Genomic DNA, 21,888 nt, shown 5'->3' with positions numbered 1-21,888 from the left:
GGGTGGGGCTTTTCGAAGCCCCACCCCCCGACCCTTTCCCGCTGCTAAGCCACCGGGTGCCATCGTCAGTAGCGCGGCTTCCGGGTCAGCGCCAGGCCGCCCAGCAGGAAGGCGACCCCGAGCACGCCGGCGACCACCGCGGAGGTGGTGTCGGCGGGCTTGTGGCTGGCGTCCATCACGGCGGTGACCAGGCCGGCGACGGCGCTGATGTAGCAGAAGATGGTGATGAAGATCTTCACCTTGGGGTGCATGGAGGTGGTCCTTTCCGGTTTCCGGGAGGGGTGTGGTGCGGTCGGGCGGTTTCCTGCGGTCAGGCGGTTTCCTGCGGTCCGCGGCCCGCGGGTGCGGTCGCGGCGGCGGTGAGGCCGAGCAGCATCACCCAGGCGTCGGGGTCCGACCGGAAGCGGTTCCAGCGGTCCGCCGCGAGGGCGAGTTCGGCCAGCGAGAGGACGCCCCGGGCGACCAGCGGCTCCAGGCGCCGCGGGCCGAGCTGCGGGGCGAAGGCGTCGGTCGGGTGGTCGTCGTTGGTGGTGGCGAAGGGGCGCAGCACCGGCTGTTCGAAGCCGGCCGCGCGCAGCAGCCGGGGGAGCCGGCGCCCGATCGAGCGGTCGCCGCCGTCGGCCCGCTGGGCGGCGGCCATCTTGGCGTGCACGCCCGCGAGTTCGGGGTACGAGGGCTCGGCGGCGCCCCACAGCGCGGAGTCGACCTCGGTGACGGCGACGGTGCCGCCGGGGCGCAGCACCCGGCGGACCTCGGCGAGCACCGCGACCGGGTCGGGCACGTGCTGGAGGACGTAGCGCAGCAGCACGAAGTCCACGCTCGCGTCCGGCAGCGGCAGGTCGGCGCCGTCGGCGACCAGCAGGGTCACCCCGGGGCCGGCCGCGTGGGCGAGCAGTTCGCCGTCGATGTCGGCGGCGATCAGTTCGGTGCCGGCGGGCAGCGCGGCGCGCAGCCGGCGGGTCACCGCGCCCGGCCCGGCGCCGAGTTCGAGCACCGTGCGGCCCGAGGGGAGGCCGAGTTCGCGCAGGATGCGCAGTTCCTCGGGGAAGGAGAGCGCGGCCTGCGCCTCCAGCCGGTCGAGTTCGGCGGCGAGGCCGCCGCCGGTGGTGCGGGCGGGGTCGTAGGAACCGCCGACCGGTCGTACGGAGGTGCTCATCGGGGCCTCGCGATCATCGTCATGCCGTGCTTCGGGCGGAGGGTGACCAGGGCCTCGGGTTCGACCGGGAAGCCCTCGACCAGCTCCAGCCGGACGGACTGGAGCAGGGAGGCGAGCACCAGGACGGCCTCCAGCATCGCGAAGTGCTGGCCGACGCAGATCCGGTCGCCGCCGCCGAACGGCAGGTAGAGGTGGCTGGGCATGTCGGCGCCGTCGAAGCGGTCCGGGAGGTACGCGTCCGGCCGGTCCCAGTACTCGGGGTGGCGGTGCAGCACCCACTGGCTGACGCACACCAGGGTGCCGGGCTCGACGTGGTACCCGCCGATGACGTCGGACCCGACGGCCCGGCGGGAGATCAGCCAGACCGGCGGGTAGAGCCGCATGGCCTCCTGGATCGCCCGCCGGCAGGCCGGGAGCGCGGCCAGGTCGGCGGCGGTCGGCGGGCGGCCGCCGAGGACGCGGTCGACCTCCTCCTGGACCTTGGCCAGCTCCTCGGGGTGGCGGTCGAGCAGGTGGAGGGTCCAGGTCAGGGACTTGGCGGTGGTCTCGTGGCCGGCCATCACGATGGTCAGCACCTGGTCGCGGAGGTCCTCGTCGGAGACCAGGTGGTGGCTGGACATCAGGGTGTCCAGCAGGTCGCCGCTCGCCCCCGCGCTGCCCCCGCCCGCGCGGCGGGCGGCGATCAGGGTGCGGGTGACGGTGTTGAGGAACACCCGGGCGCGGCCGAAGTCGGCGTACCGGCGGGCGGTGTCGGCCGGGTCCGGGTCCGGGGTCGGTACGTAGTGGCCGATGCAGCGGTTGACGGCGTCCACCGCGCGGGCGAAGCCCTCGCCGATGCCGTCGATGTCGGCGCCCAGGATGGCGTGGGTGAGGATGCCGAGGGTGAGCGCGGTGAGGTGCTGGTCCACCTCCAGCGGGGTGCCGGCCTCGACGGCGGGCCGCCAGCGCTCCAGCATCTGCGCGGTGGCGTCGGTGACGATGCCGTCGAAGGTGCGGACGGCGCTGGGGCGGAACGCGGGCGCGGTGAGGTGCCGTTGGCGGGCCCAGTCGGCGCCGTTGCTGGTCAGCAGCCCGTTGCCGAGCAGCGGGCGCAGCATGGCGTCGTCCGGGGTGCCCTCCTTCGTGTAGTTGGCGCCGTTGTCCTTGAGGACGTGTCGGGCGTACTCGGGCCGGTTGAGCAGGTAGACGGTGTCGCCGTCGGCGCGGTGCCGGGTGACGTCGCCGTAGGTGCGGGCCAGGCCGGTGATGAAGTCGAGCGGCGACTCCCTCATCAGCGCCATGTCGATGTCGTCGGCAGGGCCTGGCGGGACGGTGTGCGTAGGCACGGTGCGGACCACCCCCGTGTTTCCTCTCGGTGCTCACCCGGGACTTCCGGAATGCGTACGCGCCCGGCGAACACATACGTACGTATTTCCCGCTGAATTCCCCGTACGCATTCGGATGCGTATGTCGATACGTATTCTGATGCGTATTCAAGGGCGCGGGACGCCTGAAATCTACCGCACCCGCCGCACGTGCTCAATACTTAGTCCGGGCACCGGAAGTGAGGTCTTGGCGGCCCATTGCGGCCGTGTCATTCTTCATTCGTCGGCAGCGCCGGGAAGCACGGAAGTGCCGAGGCCTGCCGACGACCAACCGGAATCCAGAGAAAAGGAAATTCTCATGGCTTTGGACCAGAGGAAGCGGGCCGAGTTCGTCAACGGCTACACCCGCGCCCTGATCAGCGCCTGGTCGAGCGAGGAGTACGCGGCCCGCCTGCGGACCGACGCCCGCGCCGCCCTCGCCGAGGCCGGCCTGGAGCTCCCGGCCGACGCCGAGATCGTCATCGTCCAGACTGCCGCCGAGGGCGAGCAGGAGGGCAACCTCGAGGTGCAGGTCGAGCTGTACGAGATCGGTCTGGCGACCGGCCGTTACGAGTTCCACATCCCGGAGACCCCGCAGATCGACACCGCCGAGCTCAGCGAGGGCGACCTGTCGGACATCGCGGCCGGCGGCAACTCCTGCTGCTGCCCGTGCTGCTGCTGCACCTGATCCAGCCGGGAAACCCGCAAGCCGGGCAAGGTGCCCGGCCGGTCGACCTGATGACCAGGCCGACCTGATCACCCCACCAAGGAGCGATCCACAGTGGCGACTGCCGTCGGGGAACACCCCGTCTCAGTCCGCGGCCTTCGCAAGAGCTACGGCGACTGGCACGCGGTCCAGGGTCTGGATCTGGACATCCACCAGGGTGAGGTCTTCGCCCTGCTCGGGCCGAACGGCGCGGGCAAGACGACGACCGTCGAAATCCTGGAGGGCGTCCGCCAGCGAACCGGCGGTGACGTGCGGGTCCTCGGCTGCGACCCGGCCGAGGACCGGCGCGACTGGCGCGCCAGGATCGGAGTGGTCCCGCAGACCACCGGTGCCTACTCGGACCTGACGGTCCGTGAGGTGGTCGAGCACTTCGCGGCGTTCTACCCGAACCCGCTCCCGGTCGGCCAGGTCATCGACATGGTCGGACTGGGCAAGCACGAGAAGAAGCAGAGCACCGACCTCTCCGGGGGACAGGCCCGTCGGCTCGACGTCGCGGTGGGCATCGTCGGCGACCCGGACCTGATCTTCCTCGACGAACCCACCACCGGGTTGGACCCGGTGGCTCGCCGGGAGGCCTGGGACCTGGTCCGCTACTTCTCCGAGCGCGGTCGTACCACCGTGCTCACCACGCACTACCTCGACGAGGCCGAGGCGCTGTGCGAGCGCGCCGCGGTGATCGTCGCCGGCCGGGTGGTCCAGTGCGGGCCGCTGGCCGAGTTCGGCGGCCGAACGCAGACTCCGACCACGGTCTCCTTCCGGATTCCGCCGGAGCTGGCCGGCCGCGCGCTGCCGTCGTTGCCACCCGGGGCCGACCCGGCCCCGGTGGGCGCGGACGGCGTGCTCAGGATCGGCACCCACGCCCCGACCGCGCTGCTCGCGGCCCTGGTCCCGTGGGCGCACCGGGCAGGGGTGGGCGAGCTGCCCGAACTGCGGGTGCACCGGCCGACCCTGGAGGACGTGTACCTGGACCTGATCAGGGAGCACGCCGACGGCACCGACCGCGGCGCGGACAACAGCCAGCTGATCTCCGAGACGGGGACCCGATGACCCTCACCCAGACCCCCGTCGCCGCGCCGGCCCGCGACGGAGCCCGGCGCGCCGGACGGATGCCCGGCGTCTGGCGGGCCTCCGCGGCCCGTTCCAAGGTCGAACTGCGGGCGTTCTTCCGGAACAAGCAGTCGCTGGTCTTCACCCTGATGTTCCCGGTGATCCTGCTGTTCGTCTTCGGCTCGATCTTCTCCGGGAAGGTGGCCGGCACCGACACCGACCTCAAGCAGGTGTTCATGGCCGGCATCATCGCCGCCGGCGTGATGAGCACCTCCTTCTCCGGCCTCGCGATCAACATCGCGATCGAGCGCGACACCGGAACCGTCCGCCGGCTCGCGATGACCCCGATGCCCAAGTCGGCGTACTTCGTCGGCAAGCTGGTGCGGGTCATCGTCACCACCGCGCTGGAGGCCGTGCTGCTGATCGGCATCGCGCTGGCCCTGTTCGGGCTGCCGCTGCCCAGCACCCCGGAACGCTGGTTCACCCTCGGCTGGGACCTCGCGCTCGGCACGGTCGCCTGTGCGATGGCCGGCGCCGCCTACTCGGCGCTGATCCCCAACAGCCGGTCCGCGGCGGCGATCGTCACCCCGGTCTTCATGGTGCTGCAGTTCATCTCCGGCGTCTTCTTCCCGTTCGGCCAACTCCCCGCCTGGATGCAGACGGTGGCGGCGTTCTTCCCGGTCAAGTGGATGGCCCAGGGCTTCCGCTCGGTCTTCCTGCCGGACTCCTTCACCGCCGTGGAGCCCGCCGGGAACTGGGAACTGGGCCACATCGCGATGGTCCTGGTCGCCTGGTCGCTGGCCGGCCTGGTGCTGACCGCCTTCTCCTTCCGCTGGCGCGGACCCAAGGTCCGCTGAGACCCCTCGGAGCTGGAACATGACGACGGCACCGGTGCGCCTGCCGGACCACCTGATCCACCCGTTCGCCCCCGCCGGGCGGGCGAACCCGCACCCGGCGTACCGGTGGCTCCGGGCCAACGACCCGGTCCACCACGACCCGGCGTCCCGGCTCTGGCTGGTCACCGCGCACGCCGACTGCGCGACGGTGCTGCGCGACCCGCGCTTCTCCGCCGCCCAGGGCCAGCGGGAACGCGCCCGCGACGACGCCCTGCCGCCGTCCATGCTCACCACCGACCCGCCGGACCACCAGCGGCTCCGGGCCCCGGGGGCGCTGCTCCTGGGGCCGGCGGCCGTCCGCTCCCTCGCCGACGGGCTCGCCGAGGACGTGGACGCGCTGCTCGACCGGCTGCCGGCCGGCGGGCGGGTGGACGCCGTCGCCGACCTCGGCCGGCCGCTCGCCACCGCCGTGTACGCGCGGCTGTTCGGCCTGCCCGCGGCGGAGCTGCGGCGCTTCGAGGCGCTCGCCCGAGCCGCCTCCGTCAACCTCGACCCGATGGTGCCCCCGGCCCGCGCCGCCCTCGGCCGCAGCGCCGCCACCGCGCTCACCCACTACCTGGACGGGCACACCGGCCGGGTCCGGGACCGGGACGTCCCGCTGGCCGCCCTGGCCGCCGACGACCGGCTCAGCCGCGCCGAGATGCTCGGCGTCCTCAACCTCGCCGTGATCGGCGGCTGGCAGCCGCTCGCCGAGTTCATCGGCAACGCGCTGCACCTGCTGCTGCCCGACCGCCCGGCCGTCGCCCGGCTCGCCGCCGCCGACGAGGACCTCGCCCGCCTCGCGGTGGACGAACTGCTCCGGCTGGAGGCCCCGATCCCGTTCACCGCCCGGGTCACCACCGACCGGGTCGAACTGGCCGGCGGCGTGCTGCCGCCCGGCGCCCGGGTCCTCGCGGTGCTCACCGCCGCCAACCGCGACCCGGAGGTCTTCGCCGACCCGGACGAGCTCCGCCTCGACCGCAGCCCCAACCCCCACCTCGGCTTCGGCGGCGGCCCGCACTTCTGCCTGGCCGCCCCGCTGGTCCGGCAGACCGCCGCCCTGCTGCTGCCCCGGCTGGTCCGCCGCTTCCCGGCCCTGCGCGGCCCGGACGGCGCCCCGGACTGGGACCAGAGCCTCGTCCCCCGCCGACTGCGGGCCCTCCCGATCGAGCTCGGAGCAGCGCTGTGACCACCTACGACGTCATCGTGGTCGGCGCCGGGGCGTCCGGCCTCACCTGCGCCCGACTGCTGTCCCGGGCGGGTCTGCGGGTCGTGGTGCACGAGGCCCGGGAACGGCTCGGCGGGCGGATCCACACCTTCCGGCCCGGGAACGGCGGCCCGCCGCTGGAACTCGGCGCCCAGGTCGTGCACGGGGACCGGAACCCGGTGCACGAGCTGCTCGGACCGGGGAGCACCGGCGCCGTCCCGCGCCGGGTCACCGCCCGGATCGTCGAGGACGGCGCCGAGCGGTCGATGGGCGCGCTGAGCGCCGGCCGCCGCGCACCCTGGCTGCTGGAGGCGGCGCTGCGGCGCACCCCCGGCGTCACCGGCCTGTCCGTCGGCAGCTGGCTGCGCGCGTGCGGCAGCACCGGCGCCGAGGCCGCGGCCGCCACCGAGTGGTTCCGGCAGAACTGGGCCACCGACCCGGAGCGGCTCAGCGCCGCCGGGGTCGCCGCCGCGCACCGCGGGGACACCGCCGGCGAGGGCGAGTACGCCGTCGACGGCGGCTTCGCCCGGCTGACCGAACGGCTCGCCGACGGCCTGGACGTCCGACTCGGCTCGGTGGTGCGGGAGTTGTCGTACGAGCCGGGCCGGGCCACGGTACGGACGGACGCCGGGGGCGCGGTCGCCCGCGCCGTCGTCCTCACCGTCCCCCCGGCCGCCCTCGGCGGCATCGCCGGGCTGCCCGCGGCCAAGCTCGCCGCCGCCGCCGGGCTGCCCGCCGGGGACGGCTGCTGCGCCGTGGTCACCCTGGACCGGCCCGCGCCCGACACCGTGATCGTCTTCGATGTGGACGGCCGCACCGGCTTCACCCGCTGCGCCGCCGGGCGCCCCGAGGTGCTGGTGGTCGCCAAGGCGGGGGCCGCCGCGTCGCTGCGCGCGGCCGTCGCCGACCGCACGGCCCTGGCCGCCCTGCTCGCCACCGCCCTGCCCTGGACGTCCGGCGCCGCCGTCCTGGACACCGCGGTCGCCGACTGGGGCCAGGACCCGTACGCGGGAGGGGCGTTCACCGCCCCCCGGGCCGGGCTGGAGGACGCCGCCCGGCGCTGGGCCGAACCGGTCGACGACACCCTCTTCCTCGCCGGTGAGGCGACCGTCGCGGGTGAGCAGCTGCCCTGGGTGCAGGGCGCCCTGGCGAGCGGCGAGCGGGCCGCGGAACAAGTCCTCAAGGCACTCCGACGGGCGCCGTCCGATGAACGAACTCCGATGAACGCCACCCGATGAACGTGAGCCCGATGACCGTGCACCACGGCTGGTACCTGCTGGCCTTCCGATCCGAACTGGCCGACGACATCACCCCGTTGGCGATCGGAGCGCGCCGCCTGATCGCCGTCCGCGAGGGCGGGCGGGTCCGCGTCCTGGACGCCAACTGCCCGCACCGCGGCGCCCACCTGGGCTACGGCGGGCGGCGCGAGGGCGACTGCGTGGTCTGCCCCTTCCACGGCAAGCGGATCGGCCTCGGCGACCCGTCCAAGCACTGGTCCGTCGCCGAGCACCGGGTGCTGGAGTGGGGCGACGCCGTGTTCGTCCGGCTCTCCGACCACCCGGACGGCGACCGCGGCTTCGAGCGGGCGGTCCGGGGCTGGCAGGACGAGTACCCGCTGGTCGCGGCCGTCGCCCTGCCGGTCGCGGTGCCGCCCGAGTACGTCGTCGAGAACGCCTTCGACCCGGACCACTTCAAGGCCGTGCACGGCGTCCCCGGCAACCGGGGGATGGCCACCCGGGCGGGCGAGCACGGCGAGCTCGTCATCGAGGGCGAGTTCCTGATGCAGACCTCGCCCTGGCAGGACGCCCGCACGCTGGAGGAGATCCGCTGGGAGGCGGTGCGCACCGGCCGGGTCCGCTGGGACTTCAAGCCGCGCTTCCACGCCCAGGCGTTCAGCCCCCACGTGGTGGTCACCGAGTTCGGCCCGCCCGAGACCCGGCAGGTCATCGTCACCGGCTCCGTCCCGACCGGGGACGGCGGCTGCGTCGCCCGGGTCGCCATCGGCGTGCGCGAGGACCAGCGGGCGGCGCTGCCGGCCCTGCTCGGCGGCAGTGAGAAGGCGCTCGCCGAGGACAAGGTGGTCTGGGAGCACCTGGACCACACCATGACCCCGCGCTACGACGCCCGCGACGAGCCGGTGCTCGCCTTCCGCCGCTTCTGCGCCGACTTCGGAGCCCGACTTGACGACTGACCTGCACCTCCACCGCCAGGGTGACGGCCCGGCCGTGCTGTGGATCCACGGCTACACCATGGACTCCACCACCTGGCAGCCGCTGTGGGACCGCCTCCCCGGCTTCACCCACATCGGCGTCGACCTGCCCGGCCACGGCGGCTCCGCCCCGCTCCTGCCGGGGCTGACGCTCCCGGCCCTGGCCGGGCAACTGGCCGAGGTGGCGGCGGACACCGGCGCCCGCCGACTGGTCGGCCTCTCCTTCGGCTCCGTCTCGGCCCTCCAACTCGCCTTCCAGGAGCCCGGGTCGCTCGACCGCCTGGTCCTCGCCGCCCCCACCCTGGCCGGCACCCCCAACGAGGACTCCGCCCGGGTCCGCTACCAGCAGCTGTCCATGCTCCACCGCATGGTCGGCCCCGGCGACCAGCTCGCCGACCTCTGGATGCAGTCCCCGCCGGACATCTTCACCGGCACCCGGCGCCACCCCGAACTCCGCGCGGCCCTGCGGGAGGTGGTCGCCCGGCACAGCTGGGCCGAACTCGGCAACCGCGCCATGGACGCCCTCACCGCCCACCGGCACACGGTGGACGACCTGCGCCGGATCACCGCCCGCACCCTGGTCGTCCTCGGCGACGAGGACATGCCCGCCTTCACCCGCAACGCCCGACTGCTGCGCGACACCGTCCCGGACTGCCGGCTGGCGACCCTGGCCGAGACCGGCCACCTCCCGCTGCTCGAACGCCCCGACGCCTGCGCCGAGTTGCTCGCCGCCCACCTCGCCTGAACCGTCCTCGCCCGAACCCCCGACCGTCCAGGTCGCATTCACGCCAGCCCCGCGACCGGTCCGCTGCTGGACTGGTCGCGTGTCCACCACCCTCCACCCCACCCCGCCCGCCACCGCCCCTGCGCCCGAACGGGGTTGGCCGGCCGTCGTCGCCGTCACGACGGGGATCTTCGCCATCGTCACCACCGAGATCCTGCCGGTCGGCCTGCTCACCCCGATCGGCGCCACCTTCCGGATCTCGGACGGCACCGCCGGGCTGATGATGACCCTGCCGGGCGCCGTCGCGGCCGTCGCCGCCCCGGCCGTCACGGTCGCCGTCCGGCGGGCCGACCGGCGCGCGGTGCTCTGCGGCCTCATGCTCGCCCTCGCCCTCGCCGGCCTCCTCACCGCGCTCGCCCCCGGCTACTGGGCGGTGCTCACCGCCCGGGTGGTGCTCGGGGTCGTCATCGGCGCGTTCTGGTCGCTCGGCGCCGGGCTCGCCCCGCGCCTGGTCGGCGTGCGGCGGCAGGGGCGGGCCAACTCCGTCATCTTCTCGGCGGTCCCGCTGGGGTCGGTCCTCGGCGTACCCGCCGGGGTCCTCCTCGGCCACCTGGCCGGGTGGCGGGCCGCGTTCGCGGCCATGGCGCTGCTGAGCCTCGCCGTGGCCGCCGCCCTCGCCGTGACCCTGCCCCCGCTGCCGCCGCAGACGCCCACCCGCCCCGCCGTGCTGTGCGGGCTGCTCCGCACCGGGCCCGTCCTCGCCGGCCTCGCCGTCACCCTCCTCCTGGTGACCGCCCACTTCGGCACGTACACCTATGTCACGCCGTTCCTGGAGGACGTGACGCACGCCGGGCCGGGGGCCGTCTCCGCGCTCCTGCTGGTCTACGGGGTCGCCGGTGTGGCGGGCAACTTCGCCGGCGGACTGCGGGCGGGCCGGAGCCGGGCCGCCCTCACCCTCGCGACCGGCCTGCTCGCGGCCGCCGTCCTGCTGCTCCCGGCCTTCGGGAGGTCCTTGACGGGGGCGGTGCCGCTGCTCGTCGTGTGGGGCCTCGCCTACGGCGCCGTCCCGGTCTGCGTCCAGAGCTGGTTCGTCCGCGCGGCCCCGCAGGCGCCGGAGGCGGCCACGGTGGTGTTCACGTCCTCCTTCCAGGCCACGATCTCGCTCGGCGCCCTGGCCGGCGGCGCGGTCGTCGACGCCTGGTCGCCGTCCGCGGTGATGGTGGTCGGCGGGTGCCTGGCGCTCGCCGCCGCGGTGGTGGCGCAGCTCGCCCCGCGGTCCGTCGCCACTGCCTGAAAGCCCGAGGAGCGGGAAGTCGGCCCCACCGACTTCCCGCTCCGGTACCGGGGGGCGCTACTCCTGGAGGAAGGTCTCGCTGAAGCTGGTGCCGCCGGAGCCGAGGCCGCCGGTGGTGGCCTCGTAGCCGGCGTTGGAGCTGGGGTCGAGGGCGACCGGGCCGGCGGAGCCGAGGGACTTGCCGTTGACGGTGGCCGAGGTGAAGTTCAGGGTCCCGAAGTCGGGGTAGGCGCCGGTCGGCGACTCGATGATGACCTCGGCGCTGGTCCGCTGGGCGCTGGTGGACTTGGTGGTGGTGTAGGTCCAGCCCTTGGAGGAGTCGGTCAGCTTGAGGGTGTACCGGCTGCTGCCGGCGTAGGTCACCGAGGCGCTGATGTGGTCGCCGGCCGACACCGGGTACGAGCTGAGGCTCAGGTAGACCGGGGCGGCCGGGTACATCTCGTACCAGGCCTGGTCGACCGGGCTGCCGCTGGAGCAGTCGGTCGCGACGCCGGTCTGCTCCACGCTGGAGGAGCCGTACCCGTCGATGCCGACCCACGGGGCGTAGAGGTCGTTGCTGGAGTTGCAGGTCGCGTCGGGCTCGGTCCAGGAGGCCGCGACCGAGCTGAAACCGCTGCCCTGGGCGGCGTAACCGCCCCAGTTGTAGCCGTTGGTGTTGTACGAGAGGGGGCGGAAGGCGAGCCCCTGGACGGCTGCCGCGGTGCTGGGGGCGGCGGGGGCGGCCAGCGAGGTGGCGGCGGCCGCGAGGGTGACGACGCGGACCAGGAATCTGCGCATGGTGGCTCCTTCGTGAGGGGACGAACAGGAGCGCACACGCCAACGAGGGCCGTGGGGGCGGCCGTTGGCGGGTGGCAGTACAGCTTGAGCTGACTGTCATGACCGGGGCAAGAGGATCAGGGGGAAGGTTGGCCAAGCCATTGCACTGTCGGGTGCACTTCTTGACGATCCGTCCACGGACCCAACGGGCCGCGCCCCGGCGGCAGTTGCTCGACGGGGCGCGGTACGGACCGGGGCGGAAGGGGATCAGGTCACCCGGACCGGGCGGACCTCGACCAGGTCGCCGGGGGCGGCCGGCATCCAGCGGGCCCAGGCGACCGCCTCGGCCTCGTCGGCCACGTCGATCACCCAGAGCCCGCCGAGGTGCTCGTGGCCCTCGCGGTAGGGGCCGTCCGAGACCGGGGTCTGCGGGCCGCCGGGGTTGCCGCCGGGCACGACGAGGCGGGCGCTGCAACTGCGGCGCAGGCCGCCGCCGTACCGCACCGTCACCCCCGCGTCGTGCAGGGCGCGGCCGAACCGCGCGTGGGCGGCGTCGAGTTCGGCCTGCTCGGCCTCGCTCAGTCCGTTCCAGACCCGCTCGTCGCCGTGAATGAGCAGGGTGTATTCCATCGTTCTCTCTTCTCCGTCCAACTGCTACATCTGTCGGCTCGCCAGCCGGGCGAACAGCCCGTCCCGGTCGGCCAACAACTCCTCGTACCGGCCCTGCTGCACCACCCGGCCCTGGTCCATCACGATGATCCGGTCGGCCTCGGCGACCGTGGACAGTCGGTGGGCGATCACCACCCGGGTGGCGTTGAGTCTTCGGGTGGACTCGGTGACGAGCCGCTGGGTCGGGTTGTCCAGGGCGCTGGTGGCCTCGTCGAAGAAGACGATGCGGGGCCGGGAGACGAGGGCCCGGGCGATCATCAGGCGCTGCCGCTGGCCGCCGCTGAGCGTGCTGGTGCCCTCGGACAGGACGGTGTTCATGCCCATCGGCATGGCGGCGATGTCCTTGTCGATGCCGGCCATCTCGGCGGCGGCCCAGGCGTCGTCCAGGGTGTGGTTGGTGGAGCCGACGATGTTGGCCTTGATGTCCCCGGCGAGCAGGGCGCCGTTCTGCAGGACCACCCCGCACTGGCGCCGGACCGCGGAGACCTCCAGCTCGCCGAGGTCCTGGCCGTCGTAGAGCACGGTGCCGCTCTCGGGGCGCTCGAAGCCGAGCAGCAGCCGCAGCACGGTGGACTTGCCGCTGCCGGACGGCCCGACCACGGCGACGAACTCGCCGGGCTCGATGGCGAGGGTGACGTCCTGGAGGGCGGCCGGGCCGTCCTCCCCGTAGCGGAAGGTCACGTGGCTGAGGCCGAGGCGCCCGGAGAGGTCGCCCGGGTCGGCCTTGCTGTCGTCGACCTCGGGCTTCTCCTCCAGGATCGGCCGCAGCCGTTCCAGCATCGGCACCACGCCCATGGCGGTGACGGCCGCGGAGGTGAACTGGAGGCTGGAGGCGATCAGCAGGTTGAAGGCGGTGAAGAAGGACAGGAAGACCGGCACCGGGACGTCGCCGTCCAGCGGCCCGGCGATCACGCCGAAGACCACCACCGAACAGACCAGCGGGAAGCCCGCGTTGAAGGTGGTGACGGCGTTCTGCACCCGGCGGGAGGAGGCGGCCAGGCCGCGGCCCTTGCCGAGTTCGGCGGCCCACACCCCGAACACCCGGTCCTCGGCGGCGGTGACCCGCAACTTGGGCACGGCGGTCAGGAGTTGGAAGACCCGGGCGGAGGTGGCCTGCTCGTGGGAGTACAGCCGGCGCTGCCAGCGGACCTCCAGCCGGCCGGCGGCCAGGCCGACGCCCACGCCGACCAGCACCAGCAGGGTGGCCAGGCCGGCCAGGCGCAGGTCGTAGAAGTAGACCAGGACGAGGTTGGCGAGGCCGGTCAGCAGCCCGAGGGTCGCCGTGGTCATCATCCCGGAGAGGGTCTCCTGGGCGGCGCTGACGCCGAGCACGGTGGTGCCGAGTTCGCCGGTGGAGTAGTTGGCGAAGAACGGCGCGGGCAGCGAGAGCAGCCTGGTCCAGACGCCGACCTGCATCGCGGCCGTGGAGCGGCTCTCGATCCGCAGCACGGCGATGTTCTGCACGATGGAGAGGGCGGCGACGGCCATCGCGGAGCCGATCACGACCAGCGCGCCCTCGGTGATCAGGTTGCGCTGGGCATGGGCGACGAAGGTGCCCAGCACCTCGCCGGTCATGATCGGGACGAGCAGCCCGATCAGCGCGACCAGGGCGGCCATCCCGGTGAACATCCACAGGTCCTGGCGGTTGTTGCGCAGGCCGAAGCGGAGCAGGGCGGAGACGGACCGGACGGCGGAGGGCAGCGGCCGGTACAGCACGGTGGCCTTGTTCTGCAGTTCGGCGGCGAGCTTCGGGGTCAGCGGGGTGACGGCGCCGCCCTCGGCGAGCACGTAGCCGGTGCCGAGCGGCAGCAGGGCGACGGGCGCTCCGGCCTTGCGGTAGCCGACCATCGCGCCGAGGTCGTCCCGCCACCAGGTGCCGTCCAGCCGGACGGAGCGGGTGCGCACGTGCGAGGCCAGGGCGATCGCCTGGAGCCGGTCCAGCCGGTGGTGGTGGCCGGTCCCGGCCACCGGGGCGGTGACGCCGAAGCCCTCGTGGGCGGCGACCAGCCGGGCCGCGGCCAGGGTGGGCTCGTCGCCGGTGGCGTCGCCGATCCGCAGCCGGGAGGAGGTGTCGCGCAGGATGGTCTCGAAGCCGCGCGCGGAGTCGGCGAGGGTGCCGGCGTCGCGCTCCTGGCGGGTGGCGATCTGTTCCGTCTCGGTGCCGCGGCGGCCCTCGATCCGGCGGTCGACGGTGTCCAGCAGTCGCCCGCAGTGGTCGGCCAGACGCTCCCAGAGGCCGCCCCGGTCGAGCAGTTCGCGCGGGGAGCGGGCCCGTACGGTGGCCGGGCCGGTGGCGACCAGCCAGTCCCGTTCGGTCAGCAGGACCTCGGCGCCCTCGGTGAGTTCGCCGGTCGCGCCCTCGGGCGCCTCGACGCCGCCCTGCTCGACCCGCACCCACTGGAGGCCGTCCACCGAGCGCAGGGCCTGGCCCTTCTTGAGGGCGGTCGGCCCGGCCGGGTCGAGCGGGGTGAACTCGCGCGGCGGCAGGGTGTCGCGCAGCGCGCCGGCCAGCGCGGTGAGGCCGCGGGCGAGGCCGGCCAGGAACTGGTCGGCGGCGAGCCGCGGTCCGTCCTGGTCCCGGCTCCGGTCGGCGGACAGCGCCTCGACCCGGGAGGCGGCGAGGAAGGCCGCGTCGGCGCCGAGCACCGGGCGGGCGACGATGCCCCGGCGGGCCCCGTCGGCGGCCGCGCCGGGCACCAGGGTGCCCGCCTCGATCCGGCAGAGGAAGTGCCAACGCCCCCGGGGCGCACCGGAGTCGAGGTGGACGGCGAACAGGTCGACGGCCCCGGAGCGGACCAGCAGCAGCTGCCCGGGGTCGTCCAGCACGAGGTAGCGGTCGGAGCGCGACTCGGCCGCCCCGGTGAGGACGGGCGAGAACGCCTCGGTGGACAGACTCACAGTTCGTCCTCCTCCTCGCGGCGCGCGGACTCGATCAGCGCCGTGTAGTGCCCGCCGAGCGCCAACAGCTCGTCGTGGGTGCCGCGTTCGACGATGGAGCCCTCGTGCAGCACGATGATCTCGTCGGCGTCGCGGACGGTGGAGAGCCGGTGGGCGATGATCAGGCAGGCGCAGCCGCGGCGGCGCAGGTTGTCCATGATCACCCGCTCGGTCTCCGGGTCGAGCGCGCTGGTCGCCTCGTCGAGCACCAGCAGGGTGGGCTCGCCGGCCAGCGCCCGGGCCAGTTCCAGCCGTTGGCGCTGGCCGCCGCTGAAGTTGCGGCCGCCCTCCAGGACCGGGCTGTGGATGCCGCCGGGGCGGGTCATCACGGTGTCGAAGACGGCGGCGTCGCGCAGCGCGGCGGTGACCGCCTCGTCGGGGACGTCCTCGTTCCAGAGCGTCAGGTTGTCCCGGACGGTGCCCTCGAACAGCGAGATGTCCTGGTCGACGTAGGCCAGCGAGGAGGCCAGCACGGTGCGGGAGATCTCCTCGCGCGGCCGCCCGTCCAGCAGGATCCGGCCGGACCACGGGGCGTACAGGCCGGTGAGCAGCCGGCCCAGGGTGGACTTGCCGCTGCCGGAGCCGCCGACCACGGCGACCCGGCGGCCGGGGACGACGGTCAGGCTGAGGTCCTTGATGATCGGCTCGGAGAGCGGGCTGTAGCCGAAGCGGACGTCCTCGAACTCCAGGGTGCCGTCGAGCTTGGGCCCGGCGGGCGGTTCGGGCCGGGCGAAGGCGGCGGCCACCGGGTAGCGCTCGACGTCGTACAGCCGCTTGATGTCGGCGGTGACGTCCTGGAGCCGGCCGCCCAGGTTGGTGAGCTGGGTGACGGGGCGGCTGAGCGCGGCCAGCAGGGTCTGGAAGGAGACCAGGATGCCGACGCTCATCGCGCCGTCCACCACCCGCTGGCCGCCGACCAGCAGGATCAGCCCGCTGTTGAGCGCGGCGAGCATCGGCGGCACCACGGTGAGCACGGCGCTGGGGATGCCGAGCTTCTGCTTGGCGGTGACGACCTTGGCGAGGAAGCCGGCCCAGCGGCCGAAGGCGTCCTGCTCGGCGCCGGTGGCCTTGACGGTCTCGATCAGCGAGAGGGTGGTGAAGGTGGTCGCGGTGAGGTTGCCGCGGTCGGTGCGCAGCGCGGCCACGGCGTCGGTGCGGGCCCGGGCGACGGCCTGCAGCACGACCACGTTGAGCAGCGCCATGCCGACGCCGACGAGGCCGAGCAGGATGTCGTAGCGGATCAGCACTGCCGCGTAGAACAGCACCAGGCCGAGGTTGATCACGGTGAGCGCGAGGTCGCGGGAGAGGATCTCGGCGACCACGTCGTTGCCGGACACCCGCTTGGCGACCTCGGCGGGGCGGCGCTGGAGGAAGAAGTCGACCGGCAGCCGCAGCAGGTGGCGGAAGAACCGGGCCGAGCTGACCAGCCCCATCCGGATCTCGATCCGCAGCAGGTAGTGCCGCTGGACGGAGGTCAGCACGAAGACGACGACGGCGGTGCCGGTCATGGCGGCCAGCAGCGGCAGGAGGTAGCCGCTCCCGCTGCCGGTCAGGACCCGGTCGATGAACACCCGGGTGTAGGCGGGGATCGCGATGCCGGGCAGCACCAGCAGCAGGCTGGCGAGCAGCACCAGCGGCATGGCGCGCCCGGTCGGGAGCCGGCGTTCGAGCAGGGCGGGGCCGATGCCGCCCTTGTCGCCGCCGGGCTCGAAGTCGGGGCCCTTCTCGAAGGAGAGCACGATGCCGGTGAAGCCGGAGTCGAACTCGTCCCACTCCATCAGCCGGGGGCCGCTGGCCGGGTCGTTGACGGCGACGACGGTGCGGCCGTACCGGGTGCGGATGCCCTCGACGACCATGAAGTGCTGGAAGGCCCAGAAGATGATGACCGGGCCGTCGAGATCGCGGAGCTTCTCGGCCTCGGTCTGGTAGCCGCGGGCGGTGAGCCCGTAGGTGCGGGCGGCGTTCAGCAGGGTGGAGGCGCGGGCGCCGTCGCGGGAGACCCCGCAGACGCCGCGCAGGTCCTCCAGCGGGACCCAGCGGCCGTGGTAGCCGAGGATCATGGCGAGGCTGGCGGCGCCGCACTCCACCGACTCCATCTGCAGGACGGTGGGGACGGCGTGCCGCCAGCGCCGCGGCGCGGCCGCCCGGGTGGGGCGGCCGCGGCGGCGCTTCGGCTTCTCGGGGTCCGGTTCCGGCACGGGGGCGGAGGCCCGGGTGCTCTCCGGGACGGTGGCGGTCATCGGTGCCTCCTCTCAGCGGCCGAGGATCAGGTTGAACGGGGTCTGCTCGCCGACGTTGATGGTGGCGGTGACGGCGACCTGGGTGCCCAGCGGGTTCGGCGGGCCGCTCTGGGAGGTCCAGGCGAAGCCGCTGGGGGTGTTCGGGTCGGGCGTGAGGTCGACGACGACCAGCCGGGGCGCGTCCTTGCCGAGGTAGCGCTGGGCGGCGAGGTCGCCGCCGACCAGGCCGGAGACGGCCTCCCGGGTGAGCGCGTACGGGCTGACCGAGCTGACGGTGCCGCGCAGCAGGCCGAAGGCGCCGGCCGGGGTGGTGGACACGTTGAGGTCGACCTGGTCGCCGGGCTCCAGCCCGACGGTGCGGGTCGCCGGTACGAAGACCATCGCGACCATCCGCTCCTGCGGGTCGTCGACCCGCTCGACCGAGGCGACCGGCGAGCCGGGGGCGACGACCTGGCCGTCGGTGACCGACAGGCCGACCACCCGCCCGCCGAACGGGCTGGTGATCTCCCGGCTGTGGCCCTCGGTGTCCTCGACCCGCACCACGGACTGGCCCTGCCGGACCTGGTCGGAGGGCTTGGCGAGGACGGTGCGGACCATCCCGCCGAACGGGCTCTGGATCATCGCGGTGCCGTGCGGGTGGGTGAGCAGGCCGGGGGCGTCCACGGTGATCGGGATCGTCCCGGCGAAGGTCCACAGCAGCGCGGCGGCCATGGTGATCATCACGACGAACAGGGCGATCCAGCCCCGCGGCGCGGCGAGCAGCGTCGGCGAGTCGAGCTCGTCCGGCTCGCGCATCCGCTGCAGCGCCTTGAAACGGAACTTCATCTTCTGGCTTCTCTCCGTGGGACGCCCACGTCCTGGCGCAGCGTCGGCGGCCGGCTGCCGATCACCAGCTCACCGACGGTGCCCTCGGTGAAGTAGTCGAGGCCGCTGGCCGCGGCGAAGTCGGCCGCGTCGCCGCCGCCGAGGCCGCAGACCGCGAGGTCCATCGCGGTGCCGACCAGGTAGAGGGTCTGGTAGAGCGCGCCGACGTGCTTGAGGACCAGCGGGTAGGCGACCGTCTCGTACTTCCACATCACCCGGCCGAACCGCGCGGTGACCAGCAGCACCACCTGCGGGTCGGTCTGCATCAGGCAGGACTCGCGGGCGCTCTTCACCAGTTGGGCGGTGGCCGGGCTCGGCGCGCTGACCAGCTCCAGCTCGTGCCGGTCCGTCGCGTAGTGCCACAGCCCGGGCTCCAGGCCCGCGCAGGAGGTCACCAGCGGGTACAGCTCCAGCTCGTGCACCGCGCCGCCGCTCGGGTACGGCCGGTCGGCCAGCTCCTGGCCGTCCCCGCCGGTGAAGGTCTGGCGCCGGCGGGCGCTGCGGTAGAGCAGCCCGCCGAGCTGCTCCAGGGTGATCGGCGCCTGCTCGTCGTGGTCGCGCACCGAGCGGCGCTGCTCCAGCACCTCGGTGAACGGCCGGTCGGTGCGGGTGAGTTCGTCCAGGTCGGGGACGGGCAGGGCGACCTTCTCGCCCGCGAACGGCGCGGGCGAGGCGGGCTCGGGGGCGAAGCGGTCGCCGAAGCGGTAGGTGCCGCCGTAGCCGGCCACGCTGGTGGGCCGCCGGGTGCGGGAGTGGAAGGCCAGGTCGGCGGCGGTCCACTGGGCGAACCGCTGCTCCTCGGCCTCGGGCTCGGCGCCGGGGGCGCCGTAGGCCAGCAGCCCGGCGGCGGCGAGCAGCCGCAGGGTCTGCCGGACGGCGTCCAGCGGCAGGGCGCCGGGGAGTTGGGCGAGTGCGGCGGGGCTGGTCCAGCCGGCCAGGGCGGCCAGCAGGCCGGCCGCCCGGGTGGTCAGCTGGACGGCCAGCGGGCTGCCCGGGGAGCGCACCAGCAGGGCGCCGTCCTCGACCGCGGCGGTGGCGAAGCGGGACAGCTTCACCTGCCCGGTCGGGTCCGGGGTGGGGCCGGGCTCGGCGGCGCCCCGGCCGACCGGGCGCAGCCGGGCCAGCGGCTCCTCGGTGCCGGCGGCGCCGTCCGGGCCGTCGACGGCCAGGTGCACGGAGTGCTCCAGCATCCCGGCCGTGCCGAGCCGGCGGCGGGCCAGCTGCCAGCGCAGCAGCCCGGTGTCGCCGTCCCGGGCCGCGACCAGGGCGGCCAGCTCCTCCTCGGTGTGCTCCCCGGCGGCCAGCGCGGCCACCGCCTCCCGGGCGCCGGGCGCCAGGTCGGGCAGGTCGAGCGCGCCGACCGGCGCGGTCAGCCGGACGGCCCTCGGGCCGAGCGGGGCGAACGCGCCGTCGGGGCGCAGCCGCAGCCGGCGCACCGTACGGGCGGCGGCGGGCAGGTGGATCCGGTCAAGGGCGGTGGTCATCGCGTCGGTACCCGGCCGTTCCTAGAAGAAGACGTTCTTCGGGTTGAGCTGCTCCTCGGTCTGCGGAGCGGCCAGTCGGCCCTGGCGGACCGGCACGTCGTAGAGCCGGCCGGGGGCGAGGCGGCGCCAGAAGTGGCGCATGCCGGGGGCGATCACCTTGACCACGGCGAGGTCGAGGTCGGGGCGGCTCTGGTCGAGCACGATCACCTCGACCCCGGCCCGGCGGGCGCGGTCGACGCAGTCCCGGACGTGTCCGGCGAGGTCGTCACCGTCGAGCGGGGCGAAGTCGGCCAGGGTGGTGGCGGCGAGGTCACGGCCCGGCAGCAGCCAGGGCTCGTCCGCGACGGTGGCCGTCCGGCACCACTCCAGGGTCTCCAGGTCGTCGGTGCGGTAGAGGGTGTCGCCGTTCTCGTCCCGCCGGTCGATGAACGGGAGGAACTGGTTGACCTCGGTGAGCGCGCGGATCGCGGCGATCCGCGGGTCCGGGTGGGCGCCGAAGCCGACCATGATGTCCTCGACCTCGTGCACGCGCCGGGAGATCGCGGCGAACACCGGCACGCCGAGGTCGGAGGTGAGGTCGAGCACCCACAGCTCGCGGTCCACCGAGGCGTAGAAGGCGCGCATGGTGTCCACGTACGGGTCGTTCAGCGAGTCGAGGTCGAACTCGGGCTGGGCGGTGCGGTTGTACCACCACAGGGCGACCGCGTCGCGCTCGACGACCTCGCAGAAGCCCTGGAGGATCGCCTCCTCCAGGGTGTTGCCGCTGGCGCAGCCGTTGGAGTCGCCGACGCAGTAGAAGTGCTGCTGGAGGTCGGGGTGGCCGTACCAGGCGTAGCCGGAGGGGACGAGCCGCTCCTCGTCGTGGGTGAGCGACCAGGCGCGGGTCCAGTCCAGTTCGGCGTCGACCGGGAACGGGTCGGGCACCAGGTGCAGCCGGTGCTTGGGGTCGGCGTTCCACTCGGCGCGGTTCGCGAACTGGGCGTCGGAGAACTGGAGCAGGGCGTCCATGTGGACGGCGACGGCCGGGTCGAGGTCGCGGTAGGCGGCGCGCACCACCGGCTCCTCGCCGCGCCAGACCGCCGAGTAGCGCTCGATCGCCTCGCAGATCGCGCTGACCTTGGCCTGGATCTCGGAGCGGCCCTTGCCGCCGCTCTGGCCGCGCATGTTGCGGCGCAGCAGGTCCATGTTGTCGTTCACCATGGCGAAGTTGTGGCCGGCGGTGAAGCTGTAGGTGATGCCGTTGCCGGTGTCGTCGTGCGCGCCGAGCCGGGTGATCGCGCCCAGGTGCGGGCTGATGTGGTGCTTGAGCCGGTCGTAGGTGAACTGCGGGGCCTGGACGCGGTAGCCGCCGTCGGTGGTGTGCCGGGCCGGGCTCGGCTGCAGGACGACCTTGGGGCTGCGCTCGGTGAGCAGCGCCGGGTCGCCGCAGTCGGGGCACTGGGGCTGGCGGACCAGGGTGTGCTCGGTGGTCTGCAGGGTGTTGAGGTCGAGGCTGACCATGGTGCCGGAGAGGGCGGAGCAGCACTCGTCGGCGAGGATGCGCGCGGTCTCGGTGGCGAGCAGCTGGGCGGTCATCGCCGGGCCGGCCGGGATGGCGGCGCGGGTGGGGTGCAGCGGCACGGTCTCGCCGCGCTTGCCGGCCAGGTAGCGCTCGACCTGGCGGTTGCCGCTGATCCGCTGGGCGAGGCAGCTCCAGCAGCCGGTCTCGTCGGGGCGCAGCAGCGGGCCGAGCCAGGGCGAGGTGCCGGTGGGCTTGGCGAGCAGCCAGGGGCGCCGGTCGGCCAGCCGGGCGGTGTTCAGCCGCTCCAGGGCGGGGGCGAGGTAGTCGTCGGTGAGGGCGACGACCATGGTGTCCGGGCCGCCCGTGACGGCCTGGTCCTCGGTGACGGCGCGGGCGCGCAGGCCGGTGGCGGTGAGCGCCTCGACCAGCGGGGCGGCCTCGGCGGCGCCGAGGGCGAGCACCAGCAGCTCGGTGGCCCGGGCGGCCTCCAGGGCGACGGCCGGGTCGACGCCCTGGGCGTCCCAGTAGGCGAGGACGTGGTCCGGCAGTTCGGGCCGGCCCTCGGCGAGGTGCCCGGCGGCCTCGTAGCGGCGCAGTGCGGTCAGCGCCTGGCCGAGCGGGACCTCGGTGCCCAGTGCCTGGAGGATCTCGGCGACGGTGCGCCGTCCGTCCAGGTAGGGCAGGAGGCGCACCGCGGCGGCCCCCGGGACGAGGTAGTCCTGCCCCTCTCCGAGCAGGAAGACCTTTTCTCCCACCGTCTCGGTGAGGAAATGGGCCTTGAGCCGCGGTCGCTCCATCAGTCATCCCCCTGTGTTCACAAGTTCGTCGTGAGTATTCGAGCACGGCGCCAATTGG

At 74.1% G+C, this 21,888-nt stretch carries 18 protein-coding genes; 8 read left to right on the top strand and 10 right to left on the bottom strand.

Going from position 1 to position 21,888, the window contains the following annotated elements; genetic code table 11:
* Positions 1–65 precede the first annotated feature (65 nt).
* Genes ACFY2K_RS33720 through ACFY2K_RS33710 form a run of 3 tightly spaced genes read right to left on the bottom strand, consistent with a single transcriptional unit; the run spans position 66 to position 2,481 of the window.
* Positions 66–251, bottom strand: a complete 186-nt coding sequence (locus ACFY2K_RS33720) for a hypothetical protein (protein WP_360237855.1) — start codon at positions 249–251, stop codon at positions 66–68.
* 59 nt (positions 252–310) lie between these two features.
* Positions 311–1,156, bottom strand: coding sequence for a class I SAM-dependent methyltransferase (locus ACFY2K_RS33715; RefSeq protein ID WP_375892823.1), 846 nt, complete (start codon positions 1,154–1,156; stop codon positions 311–313).
* The gene (locus ACFY2K_RS33710) at positions 1,153–2,481 is read right to left on the bottom strand and encodes a cytochrome P450 (protein WP_387716442.1); all 1,329 of its coding nucleotides are present in this window, start codon (positions 2,479–2,481) and stop codon (positions 1,153–1,155) included. Before ACFY2K_RS33710 ends, ACFY2K_RS33715 begins: the two co-directional genes overlap by 4 nt.
* A gap of 337 nt (positions 2,482–2,818) precedes the next feature.
* Between ACFY2K_RS33710 and ACFY2K_RS33705 the strand changes: the two genes are divergently transcribed.
* The 8 genes from ACFY2K_RS33705 (at position 2,819) to ACFY2K_RS33670 (ending at position 10,582) form a co-directional block, all read left to right on the top strand.
* Positions 2,819–3,187, top strand: a complete 369-nt coding sequence (locus ACFY2K_RS33705; protein WP_223886012.1) for a hypothetical protein — start codon at positions 2,819–2,821, stop codon at positions 3,185–3,187.
* A gap of 93 nt (positions 3,188–3,280) precedes the next feature.
* The gene (locus ACFY2K_RS33700; RefSeq protein ID WP_375892825.1) at positions 3,281–4,273 is read left to right on the top strand and encodes an ABC transporter ATP-binding protein; all 993 of its coding nucleotides are present in this window, start codon (positions 3,281–3,283) and stop codon (positions 4,271–4,273) included.
* Positions 4,270–5,130 (top strand): ABC transporter permease, encoded by an 861-nt coding sequence (locus ACFY2K_RS33695; protein ID WP_375892827.1) that lies wholly within the window; start codon positions 4,270–4,272, stop codon positions 5,128–5,130. Before ACFY2K_RS33700 ends, ACFY2K_RS33695 begins: the two co-directional genes overlap by 4 nt.
* Before the next feature lie 19 nt (positions 5,131–5,149).
* Positions 5,150–6,337 carry a cytochrome P450 gene (locus ACFY2K_RS33690; RefSeq protein WP_380644490.1) on the top strand — a complete coding sequence of 396 codons (1,188 nt, stop codon included), beginning with the start codon at positions 5,150–5,152 and terminating at the stop codon, positions 6,335–6,337.
* The gene (locus ACFY2K_RS33685) at positions 6,334–7,593 is read left to right on the top strand and encodes a flavin monoamine oxidase family protein (RefSeq protein ID WP_387716440.1); all 1,260 of its coding nucleotides are present in this window, start codon (positions 6,334–6,336) and stop codon (positions 7,591–7,593) included. Before ACFY2K_RS33690 ends, ACFY2K_RS33685 begins: the two co-directional genes overlap by 4 nt.
* A gap of 11 nt (positions 7,594–7,604) precedes the next feature.
* A complete protein-coding gene (locus tag ACFY2K_RS33680; RefSeq protein WP_375892832.1) occupies positions 7,605–8,546 on the top strand; it encodes a Rieske 2Fe-2S domain-containing protein in 942 nt (313 codons plus the stop codon).
* A complete protein-coding gene (locus ACFY2K_RS33675) occupies positions 8,536–9,309 on the top strand; it encodes an alpha/beta fold hydrolase (RefSeq protein WP_380531759.1) in 774 nt (257 codons plus the stop codon). The genes ACFY2K_RS33680 and ACFY2K_RS33675 overlap by 11 nt, the downstream gene beginning before the upstream one ends.
* A 79-nt stretch (positions 9,310–9,388) precedes the next feature.
* Positions 9,389–10,582, top strand: a complete 1,194-nt coding sequence (locus ACFY2K_RS33670) for an MFS transporter (RefSeq protein WP_380644488.1) — start codon at positions 9,389–9,391, stop codon at positions 10,580–10,582.
* A gap of 57 nt (positions 10,583–10,639) precedes the next feature.
* Here the strand turns inward: ACFY2K_RS33670 and ACFY2K_RS33665 are convergent, their stop codons facing one another.
* From ACFY2K_RS33665 to ACFY2K_RS33635, 7 genes are all read right to left on the bottom strand, one after another.
* A complete protein-coding gene (locus tag ACFY2K_RS33665) occupies positions 10,640–11,359 on the bottom strand; it encodes a G1 family glutamic endopeptidase (RefSeq protein WP_375892837.1) in 720 nt (239 codons plus the stop codon).
* 246 nt (positions 11,360–11,605) lie between these two features.
* On the bottom strand, positions 11,606–11,968 hold the full coding sequence (locus ACFY2K_RS33660; RefSeq protein WP_375892839.1) for a YciI family protein: 363 nt from the start codon (positions 11,966–11,968) through the stop codon (positions 11,606–11,608).
* A gap of 24 nt (positions 11,969–11,992) precedes the next feature.
* A complete protein-coding gene (locus ACFY2K_RS33655) occupies positions 11,993–14,905 on the bottom strand; it encodes an NHLP bacteriocin export ABC transporter permease/ATPase subunit (protein ID WP_387716437.1) in 2,913 nt (970 codons plus the stop codon).
* Positions 14,902–17,184, bottom strand: a complete 2,283-nt coding sequence (locus tag ACFY2K_RS33650; protein ID WP_375892842.1) for an NHLP family bacteriocin export ABC transporter peptidase/permease/ATPase subunit — start codon at positions 17,182–17,184, stop codon at positions 14,902–14,904. The genes ACFY2K_RS33655 and ACFY2K_RS33650 overlap by 4 nt, the downstream gene beginning before the upstream one ends.
* Before the next feature lie 12 nt (positions 17,185–17,196).
* A complete protein-coding gene (locus ACFY2K_RS33645; RefSeq protein WP_375892844.1) occupies positions 17,197–18,009 on the bottom strand; it encodes an HlyD family efflux transporter periplasmic adaptor subunit in 813 nt (270 codons plus the stop codon).
* Positions 18,006–19,532, bottom strand: coding sequence for a SagB family peptide dehydrogenase (locus tag ACFY2K_RS33640; protein WP_387716434.1), 1,527 nt, complete (start codon positions 19,530–19,532; stop codon positions 18,006–18,008). The genes ACFY2K_RS33645 and ACFY2K_RS33640 overlap by 4 nt, the downstream gene beginning before the upstream one ends.
* A 21-nt stretch (positions 19,533–19,553) precedes the next feature.
* Positions 19,554–21,830, bottom strand: a complete 2,277-nt coding sequence (locus tag ACFY2K_RS33635; protein ID WP_380593255.1) for a TOMM precursor leader peptide-binding protein — start codon at positions 21,828–21,830, stop codon at positions 19,554–19,556.
* Positions 21,831–21,888: the final 58 nt, after the last annotated feature.

The sequence above is a fragment of the Kitasatospora sp. NPDC001309 genome (genome assembly GCF_042896295.1).
Taxonomy (GTDB): Bacteria; Actinomycetota; Actinomycetes; order Streptomycetales; family Streptomycetaceae; genus Kitasatospora.
This window is presented reverse-complemented; position numbering and strand designations above follow the sequence as displayed.